Raw genomic sequence first — 7641 nt, 5'->3', positions numbered from 1 at the left:
GGAGGCCGCCGGACCGGCCGTGGCGCCGGTGCCGGCCGGGCTCGACGACGTCGCCCTGCTGCTGCATACATCCGGCACGACGTCGCGGCCCAAGCTGGTGCCGCTGCGGCACGCCAATCTCGCCGCGTCGGCACGCAATATCGGCGCGACGCTGCAGCTGACCGCCGCCGACCGCTGCCTCAACATCATGCCGCTGTTCCACATCCACGGGCTGGTCGCCGCGGTGCTCTCCTCGCTCGCCGCCGGGGGCAGCGTGTTCTGCACGCCCGGCTTCAACGCGCTGCGTTTCTTTCACTGGCTCGAGGAGGCGAGGCCCTCCTGGTACACGGCGGTGCCGACCATGCACCAGGCCATCCTGGCGCGGGCGCCGCGCAATGTTGAAGCCGTGGCGGCCTCGGCCCTGCGCTTCATCCGCACGTCCTCGGCCTCGCTGCCCTCGCAGGTCATGGCCGAGCTCGAAGCCACCTTCCGTTGCCCGGTGATCGAGGCCTACGGCATGACCGAGGCGGCCCACCAGATGACCTCTAACCGGCTTCCCCCGGGCGCCCGCAAGCCGGGCAGCGTCGGCGCCGCCGCCGGGCCCGAGGTGGCGGTGATGGACGCCGACGGCCTGCTGCTGCTGCCGGGCAGCATCGGCGAAGTGGTGATCCGCGGCGAGAACGTGACGCAGGGCTATGAGCGCAACCCCGAGGCGAACCGGGCCGCCTTCGCGCATGGGTGGTTCCATACCGGCGACCAGGGCGTGCTCGATTCCGACGGCTATCTGCGCATTACCGGGCGGCTGAAGGAGATCATCAACCGCGCCGGCGAGAAGGTGTCGCCGCTCGAAGTCGACGAGGCGCTGATGGACCATCCGGCGGTGGCGCAGGTCGTCACCTTCGCCATGCCGCACGACAGGCTGGGCGAGGACGTCGCCGCCGCCATCGTGCTGCGCGAGGGGGCCGTCGCCAGCGAAAGCGAGATCCGCGAATTTGCCGGCCAGCGGCTGGCCGCCTTCAAGGTGCCGAACCGCATCGTCTTTCTCGAGGAGATTCCCAAGGGGGCGACCGGCAAGTTGCAGCGGATCGGCCTCGCCGCCAAGCTCGGGCTGGCCTGATGCGCCTCGTCATCTTCGGTGGCGGCGCCATCGGCGGTTATCTCGCGGCCCGGCTCGCCGCGGCCGCGCGCGTTGACCTCGCGGTGGTGGCGCGCGGCCCCCATCTCGCGGCGATGCAGGCGGACGGGCTGCGCCTCATCGAGGGCGGGGCTGAGAGCGTGCACCAGGTGCGGGCCGTGACGCGGACCGACGAGATCGGGCCGCAGGACTACGTCGTCCTGGCAGTCAAGGCGCATTCGCTGCCGGCGGCGCTGGGCCAGATCGCGCCGCTATTGGGGCCGCGCACGGCGGTCGTCACCATGCAGAACGGGCTGCCCTGGTGGTATTTTCACCGGCTCCCCGGGCCCTGGGAAGGCGCGCGCATCGCAGCGGTCGACCCCGGGGGGGTGATCTGGGACGCGATCGGCCCGGAGCGCGTCATCGGGGCCGTCGTCTATCCCGCCGCCGAGGTCGAGCGGCCGGGCGTGATCCGGCACGTCGAGGGCACCCGCTTCTCGCTCGGCGAGCCTTCCGGGGAACGAAGCGAGCGGGTCGTGCGGCTGGCGGAGGAACTGGTGGCCGCGGGCCTGCAGGCGCCGGTGCGCGACGACATCCGCAGCGAGATGTGGGTCAAGCTGTGGGGCAATCTGTCGTTCAACCCCATCTCCGCGCTGACCGGGAGCACGCTCGCCGACATCGTGGCCGACGACGGCACCCGCGCCGTGGCGCGGGCCATGATGCTCGAAGCGCAGGCGATCGGGGAGGCGACCGGGGCCCGCTTCCTCGTCGGCGTCGACCGCCGCATCAAGGGGGCGGGGGACGTCGGGGCGCACAAGACCTCGATGCTCCAGGACCTCGAGCGGGGGCGCCCGATGGAGATCGACGCGCTGGTGACGGCCATCCAGGAACTGGGGCGGCTGACGGGCAAGCCGACGCCGACGCTCGACGTCGTGCTGGCGCTGGTGCGCCGCCTCGCCGTCGCGCGCGGCTGCTACGGCGGCCCTTGATCCAAAAGTCTTCACGCAGTATTGCCGGCGCACACCAAGATGTTACGCCGTCAAACGCCGATTGCCGGTGGAGAACGGGCGACATTCCGCCAAAAGCGACCTATTCTTGTTGCGGCAGGTCGCTGTCGATGTGGCCGGCCGCCATGCATGGCTTCGCCCGAGGCTCCGTCCTGCCCGTTTGAGTGGAGGATGGCCATGTCGTTTCATGTGCTTGCGGGCGCCGACCAGCAACTGCACTTCCCGGCGGTGCGCAGGATCGGGTTTGCCGACCTGGGTGCCGCGCTGCGGCTGGGCTGGCGCGATTTCTGGGAAAAGCCGTCGCACCTGGCCTTTCTCGGCCTGATCTACCCGCTGATGGGGGCGGCGCTCGGCATCTGGACCGCCGGGACCAATGCCTGGCCTTTGCTGTTCCCCCTCATCTCGGGCTTCGCGCTGGTGGGGCCGGTGACGGTGCTGCCGCTTCTGGAGATGAGCCGGCGCCGGGAACGCGGTCTCGAGACCACGTGGCGGAGCGTCTTCGACGTGCTGCGCTCGCCGGCCATGCCCTCGATCGCCGCCGTCGGCCTCATGCTGCTGGCCCTCTTCACCGCTTGGCTGCTGGTGGCCCAGTCCCTCCATGAATCGCTGTTCGGGCCAGGCTCGCCCGCCACCTTCACCGCGTTCCTCGTCGAGATCCTCAGCACGCCGCAGGGGACGGCGCTGATGCTGTGGGGCAGTCTGGTGGGGCTGCTGTTCGCCATCGTCGCGCTCGCGACCTCGGTGGTGGCGGTGCCGCTGCTGCTCGACCGCGACGTCGGCGCCGCGGTCGCCGTCCAGACATCAGTGCGCGCCGTGCTCAGGAGCCCGGTGGTCATGGCGGCGTGGGGGCTGATCGTCGCGGCGCTGCTGGTCGTCGGCTCGCTTCCGCTGCTGGTCGGCCTCGCCATCGTCGTGCCTGTCCTCGGGCACGCCACCTGGCACCTCTATCGCCGGGTCGTGCAATAGCAGGTGACCGGGGCGCGCCCGGCCGGTCAGGCCTGCGGCTTGCGGCGGCTGCTGAGGCCGAGCATGGCGTAGATCGGGCAGAAGCTGAAGGCGGCCGTGCCGATCAGGACGATGCCGAGCACCAGCGACACCCAGAAGGCCCAGCCGGACAGGGCGGCGAGGAAGGGCAGGGCGACCAGGATCACCCCGACGGCGACGCGGACGATGCGGTCGGGTGTGCCAACGTTCTGCATGCGAAATCTCCATTGGTGGGCGATTGCCTGCACAAACATATATTAGAGTAATCTAATATGTAAAGGCCGGCGGCGCGGGCCGTGAACGCGCCAACGAAGCGGCCGGCCGTCGCACCCCGTCCCTCGCGCTTGAATCGGGCGACCAACCTCCGCTATGCCAAGGGCATTCCGCACTGGAGCTATCGCCGTGAGCCTGAGGCACCAGATCCTGGCGTTGGCCATCGTTCCCCTGGTCCTGGCCATCCTCGCCATTACCGCGCTGATCACCTGGCAATCGACGCGCCTCGTGCAGACGAGCATCGATACGTTCGAGCGCAACATGCTCAACGCCAAGGAAACCGAGCTGCTCAACCTCACCAATCTCGCCATTTCGGCGATCCAGGGCATCTATTCGGCAGCGGGGCCGAATGACGAGGCCGCCAAGGAACGCGTCCGCGCCATCCTGACCAGCCTCGACTACGGCGAGGACGGCTATTTCTTCGTCTACGACTACGACGGCAACAGCATCGCCCACCCGCGCCAGACCTTCCGGCCGGGCCGCAACTGGATCGACCTCGTCGACCCGGACGGCGACCGGGTGATCGCCAACCTCATCGACAAGGCCCGCCAGGGCGGCGGCATGCACCAGTACAAGTGGGAGAAGCCGTCGACCGGCGAGATTGCCGACAAGCTCTCGTTCGCCGTCGGCCTCGACAAGTGGCAGTGGATGCTGGGAACCGGCGTCTATCTCGACGACGTCTTCGCCCAGACCGCCGCCGCCAAGGCCGATTTGCGCGCCAATATCGGCAACACCTTCGGCATCGTGGCGCTGATCGCGGTGCCGGTGGTGCTGGCCGTCTCCGCCACCGGCATGCTGCTCAACCTGCGCCAGCGGCGCCTCGCCGACACCATGCTCAAGCAGCTCACGCAGCGCATCGTCAACACCCAGGAGGAGGAGCGCACGCGGCTGTCGCGCGAGCTGCACGACGGCATCTCGCAGAACCTGATCGCGGTGCGCTATGCCATCGATTTGGCCGGCCGCAAGGTGAGGAGCCGCGCCGAGGACGCCTCCGGGGCCATCGACCGCGCCGTGGAGGCGCTCAACGGCGCCATCAAGGAGGTGCGGCGGCTGTCGCACGACCTGCGGCCGCGCCTGCTCGACGACCTCGGCCTGCCGGCGGCGCTGAAATCGCTCAGCGCCAATTTCTCCGAGCGCACCGGCATCCATGTCGACCTCAAGGCCACGGTGCCCAAGGCACCGCTGCTGCCGCAGGCGAGCACGGCCCTGTACCGGGTGGCGCAGGAAGCGCTGAACAACATCGAACGCCATGCCGGTGCCACCCGCGTCGACATCGCCGTCACCGGCGTGCGCGGCCGGGTGCGCATGGTCATCGCCGACAACGGGCACGGCTTCGGCGGCGACAGCGGCGCTACCCGCAGCGTCGGCCACGGCGGCCTGGGGCTGCGCAACATGCAGGAGCGCATGGCCCATTTCGGCGGCCTGCTGCTGGTCAAGAGCGGCCCCGGCGGCACGGTTCTTACGGCGATGCTGCCCAAATCCGCGGCGGCGCCGCACCCCGCGGTGGCGGCGGTGGAACCGGCATGAGCGGGACGGCGCCCATCAAGGTGCTGATCATCGACAACCACCCGCTGGTGCTGGCGGGCCTGCGGGCGGTGCTCGAGACCTATGGCGACGTCGAGATCGTCGGCACGGCGGGGCTGGCCCGCGCCGGGCTCGAGATCGCCCTCGCGACGCGGCCGGCGGTGGTGCTGATGGACATCAACATGCCGCAGCTCAACGGCATCGACGCCATCGAGCTGTTCCGCGAGCAACTGCCCGAAACCCGCATCCTGATGTTGTCGATGCACGACAGCCGCGAGTATATCTCGACCTCGATCATGCACGGCGCGTCCGGCTACATCCTCAAGGACGTGTCGACCGACGAGATCATTGCCGCGATCGAGGCGGTGGCGGCGGGCCGCACCTACTTTTCGTCCGGCGTGTCCGACGTGCTGCTCGAGCGCAAGCCCGGCGACCCCGGTGACCCGCTCACCACGCGGGAACACGACGTGCTGCTGCTGATCGCCGGCGGCCGCAACACCCGCGCCATTGCGGCAGAACTCGGCATCTCCGAGGCCACCGTGCAGACGCACCGCAAGAACATCAAGAAGAAGCTCGGCATCGCCACCACGGCGGGCCTCACCCGCTACGCCATCGAGAACGGCTGGATCTGGTCCGAGCTCTGAGGCGGCACCTACCCAGTTGTGGGTAGACGCGTGCACGTGGCCGCCTTCGCCATCTTGCCCGCGGCCGGTGCCGAACCTAGGAACGCCCCGAAGCGGCCCGCCTGAAACGGCAGGGGCCCGGGGGGAAACACGTCATGTCAGCCTTCCTGTGGTTGTCGCGCGCCATCGACGCAGCCAACACGGTCATCGGCAAGGCCGTCTCCTGGCTGCTGCTCGCGGCCGTGCTGATCAGCGCCATCAATGCCACGACGCGCAAGCTGTTCAACGCCAGTTCGAACGCCTGGCTCGAGGCGCAATGGTACCTGTTCTCGGCCGCCTTCCTGATCGCCGCCGGCTACACGCTGCTCAACAGCGAGCATGTGAAGGTCGACCTGCTGTACCAGCAGCTGCCGCGCAAGGGGCAGCTCTGGGTGGAGATCCTGGGCACGCTGTTCTTCCTGTTCCCCTTCTGCCTCATCACCATCTACCTGTCCTGGCCGACCGTGCTGGCCAAGCTGGCGAGCGGGGAAACCTCCAACAACACCGGCGGCCTCATCCTGTGGCCGGTCTGGGCCCTGATCCCGATCGGGTTCGGGTTGCTCTTCCTGCAGGGCGTGTCCGAGCTGATCAAGCGCATCGCCATCCTCAGGGGCGACATGCCGGACCCGGCCGCGCTCGCCGACGCCGAAGCGGCCGCACTCTGACCGCGCCCGGGACGCAAGACTCATGCTCGCCTTCATCGCCGAAAACCTTGCCCCCATCATGTTCCTGTCGCTGATCGTGGTGCTGCTGCTCGGCTACCCGGTCGCCTTCTCGCTGGCCTTCGTCGGCTTCGGCTTCGGCTTCATCGGCATCGGGCTCGACCTGCTGCCGATCAACCTGTTCGGCGCCATCCCCGACCGCATCTTCGGGCAGATGTCGAACGAGACCCTGCTGGCGGTGCCGTTCTTCACCTTCATGGGTCTGATCCTCGAACGCAGCGGCATGGCGGAGGAACTGCTGGACACGATCGGGCAGCTGTTCGGGCCGGTCCGCGGCGGGCTGGCCTTCGCGGTCGTCTTCGTCGGCGCCATCCTTGCCGCCACGACCGGCGTCGTCGCCGCCTCGGTGATCTCGATGGGGCTGATCTCGCTGCCGATCATGCTGCGCTACGGCTATGACCGGCGGGTTGCGGCGGGCACGATTGCCGCCTCGGGGACGCTGGCGCAGATCATCCCGCCGAGCCTGGTGCTGATCATCCTCGCCGACCAGCTCGGCCGCTCCGTCGGCGACATGTACAAGGGCGCCCTCGTGCCGGGCCTGCTGCTGGTCGGGGTCTATGCCGGCTTCGTCGCCGTCATGGCGATGCTGCGCCCGGCCAGCGTACCGGCGCTGCCGGCGGAGGCCCGCACGCTGCGCGGCTGGAAGCTGGCGAGCCGGGTGGTCACCTCGCTGGTGCCGCCGCTGGTGCTGATCTTCCTCGTGCTCGGCACCATCTTCATCGGGGTCGCAACGCCCACCGAGGGCGGCGCCATGGGGGCGGTAGGGGCGCTGGCGCTCGCCATCCTCAATCGCAAGCTCGACGTGAAGCTGCTCAAGTCGGCGCTGTACGCCACCGCCAAGCTGTCCTCCTTCGTGATGTTCATCCTGCTCGGGGCGCGGGTGTTCTCGCTGACCTTCTATGCGGTCAACGGCCATATCTGGGTCGAGCACCTGATGACCTCGATCCCGGGCGGGGTGATCGGCTTCCTCATCGTCACCAATCTGCTGGTCTTCTTCCTCGCCTTCTTCCTCGATTATTTCGAGCTCGCCTTCATCATCATCCCGCTGCTGGCGCCGGTCGCCGATGCGCTCGGCATCGACCTCATCTGGTTCGGGGTGATGCTGGCGATGAACATGCAGACCTCGTTCATGCACCCGCCGTTCGGCTTCGCGCTGTTCTTCCTGCGCTCGGTGGCGCCGGAGCGGGCCTACAAGGACCGGGTGACCGGCGCCATCATCCAGCCGATCACGTCAGGGCAGATCTATACCGGCGTCCTGCCGTTTCTCGGCATCCAGCTGCTGATGGTGGTGATCGTCATCAGCTTCCCCGAACTGGTGACGCACTACAAGTCGAACGCGGCGGTGGTCGACCCCGCCACCATCCAGATCAACGTGC

General features: G+C 68.7%; 8 protein-coding genes. 7 read left to right on the top strand and 1 reads right to left on the bottom strand.

Annotation, left to right across the window (positions count from 1 at the left end; translation table 11 throughout):
- The 3 genes from VGD93_RS02230 to VGD93_RS02220 form a co-directional block, all read left to right on the top strand.
- Positions 1-1096 (top strand): AMP-binding protein (locus VGD93_RS02230; protein WP_395008754.1); only part of this gene is annotated, 1096 nt, incomplete at its 5' end.
- The gene (locus VGD93_RS02225) at positions 1096-2082 is read left to right on the top strand and encodes a 2-dehydropantoate 2-reductase (protein WP_395008752.1); all 987 of its coding nucleotides are present in this window, start codon (positions 1096-1098) and stop codon (positions 2080-2082) included. The genes VGD93_RS02230 and VGD93_RS02225, both read left to right, overlap by 1 nt.
- A 195-nt stretch (positions 2083-2277) precedes the next feature.
- Positions 2278-3066 carry a DUF2189 domain-containing protein gene (locus VGD93_RS02220; RefSeq protein ID WP_395008750.1) on the top strand — a complete coding sequence of 263 codons (789 nt, stop codon included), beginning with the start codon at positions 2278-2280 and terminating at the stop codon, positions 3064-3066.
- A 26-nt stretch (positions 3067-3092) separates the two neighbouring features.
- Here the strand turns inward: VGD93_RS02220 and VGD93_RS02215 are convergent, their stop codons facing one another.
- Positions 3093-3299 carry a YgaP family membrane protein gene (locus VGD93_RS02215; protein ID WP_395008748.1) on the bottom strand — a complete coding sequence of 69 codons (207 nt, stop codon included), beginning with the start codon at positions 3297-3299 and terminating at the stop codon, positions 3093-3095.
- Between the two features lie 187 nt (positions 3300-3486).
- On the opposite strand from VGD93_RS02215, the gene VGD93_RS02210 reads away from it, so the two are divergent.
- From VGD93_RS02210 to VGD93_RS02195, 4 genes are all read left to right on the top strand, one after another.
- Positions 3487-4884, top strand: a complete 1398-nt coding sequence (locus VGD93_RS02210; protein WP_395008746.1) for a cache domain-containing protein — start codon at positions 3487-3489, stop codon at positions 4882-4884.
- Complete coding sequence (locus VGD93_RS02205) at positions 4881-5525, top strand: response regulator transcription factor (protein WP_395008744.1); 645 nt, start codon at positions 4881-4883, stop codon at positions 5523-5525. The genes VGD93_RS02210 and VGD93_RS02205 overlap by 4 nt, the downstream gene beginning before the upstream one ends.
- Positions 5526-5659: 134 nt before the next feature.
- Positions 5660-6208, top strand: a complete 549-nt coding sequence (locus VGD93_RS02200; RefSeq protein ID WP_395008742.1) for a TRAP transporter small permease subunit — start codon at positions 5660-5662, stop codon at positions 6206-6208.
- Positions 6209-6230: 22 nt separating this feature from the next.
- Positions 6231-7641 (top strand): TRAP transporter large permease (locus tag VGD93_RS02195; protein WP_395008740.1); only part of this gene is annotated, 1411 nt, incomplete at its 3' end.

Source organism: Devosia sp. (assembly GCF_036406155.1).
In the GTDB taxonomy this organism is placed as follows: Bacteria; Pseudomonadota; Alphaproteobacteria; order Rhizobiales; family Devosiaceae; genus Devosia_A.
This window is presented reverse-complemented; position numbering and strand designations above follow the sequence as displayed.